Genomic DNA, 1548 nt, shown 5'->3' on the forward strand with positions numbered 1-1548 from the left:
CCTGCCGCACACGGATATCGTCGAGCGGCTTTGCCGTGATGTTGAGATTGAGATTGGCAAGCTCGCCGGGCTCGAATACGTCGACGACCGAGTTCGGCAATGCGCGGATGCGGTTGATCCAGGCCTGGTCCTGCTTGCCGTAGATCAGATCGATTTCGCCGTTCTGGAAGGCAAGGTCGCGTGAGGAATCGGAGGGGATGTAGCGATAGCTCACTTTCTCGAGTTTCGGCTTACCTCTGAAATACCCGTCGAAGGCTGCAAGCTCGAGCGACTGGTTCGGGGTGTCGGAGACAAACGCGAAGGGCCCAGTGCCGACCGGGTTGCGCGTGAAGTCCGCGCCGTATTTCTCGACTGCTTTGCGGCTGACGATATAGCCACCGGAATAGTTGGTGACCAGCCCGAGCAGGCTCGGCACTTGCCGCGTCAGGACGATGTGGACCGTGTAGGGATCCGCTGCCTCGATGGTCTTGAACGCGGCGAAGTCGGCGGAGAAGGCCGACGTCTTGGCGTCACTTGCTCTCTTCAGGCTGAAGACGACGTCATCTGCGCTCAACTCGCCAAAGTCGCCGTGGAATTTTACGCCGCGACGCAGGTGGAACGTCCAGTCGAGCTTGTCGGAGCTCGATTCCCATTTTTCCGCGAGATCCGGCTCGATCTGCTTGGGATCCATCGTCCCCGGCTTGAAGCGCACGAGGCCGTTGTAGATCCATGCCACCACGGTGCGGTCGATCGTGCTGACCGCCCGGTGAGGGTCGAGCTGGCCGACATCCTGGGCGGCCATGCCGACCCTCAGATCGGTCCTTGGCGCTGCCGAAGCGGGTATCGCAAGGAGGGTGGCGGCCGCGAGTGCCGCACTAAGCGTGATGCGAAGCGTCATGTCTCTGTCCCTGCTGGTTGAATGATTGATCCGCTGCAAAACGATCGATCCGGAACGGCTCGAGCGGGACGTCCGTCTGTCCGTCGAGGACGAGCTCGCTCATGATGGCGCCGATGGCCGGGCCGAGCTGGAAGCCGTGACCGGAGAATCCAAAAGCATGAAACAGGCCAGGCGTCGTGCGGCTCGGTCCGATGACCGGGATATCGTCAGGCGTTTCGCCGTCGATGCCGGTCCAGCTGCGGATCACCTGCACGCCTGCGAGTCGTGGCACGAGCTGCAGCGCCCTCGCCATGACGACATAGCTTGCCTCGGGTGACGGCCGTGACGATGGAATAGCCGGATCGGAGTGCCCGCGGCCGCCGCCGAAAATCACATTGCCGCGCCGGATCTGACGCAGGTAGACGTCGCCACCGACCACGCCCAGATTGGGCGTGATGAAGTAGGGCAGGGGCTCGGACACGAGCATGTTGGGATTGAGCGGGGAGACCGGCACCGGCTCACCGAAGGCCTTGGCGACTGCACCGCCCCAGTAGCCGGCCGTGTTGACGAGATATCGGGCGCGGAATTCGCGCTCGCCCGATGTCACGATGAACTGAGTGCCGTCATGGGCCAGCTTGCCGACCGGTGAGAACTCGCGGATATCGGCGCCGGCATCGCGCGCGGCGCGCGCC

Annotated in this window: 2 protein-coding genes; both read right to left on the reverse strand. The window is 63.3% G+C overall.

Annotated elements, in window-relative coordinates; all coding sequences use genetic code 11:
- Positions 1 to 877: ABC transporter substrate-binding protein (locus C2U70_RS31435; RefSeq protein WP_246666915.1), on the reverse strand; the 877-nt coding region annotated here is incomplete at its 3' end.
- Positions 855 to 1548 (reverse strand): NAD(P)/FAD-dependent oxidoreductase (locus C2U70_RS31440; protein WP_140982514.1); only part of this gene is annotated, 694 nt, incomplete at its 5' end. The genes C2U70_RS31435 and C2U70_RS31440, both read right to left, overlap by 23 nt.

It is taken from the genome of Bradyrhizobium guangdongense (assembly GCF_006483445.1).
GTDB classification, from domain to species: Bacteria; Pseudomonadota; Alphaproteobacteria; order Rhizobiales; family Xanthobacteraceae; genus Bradyrhizobium; species Bradyrhizobium guangdongense_A.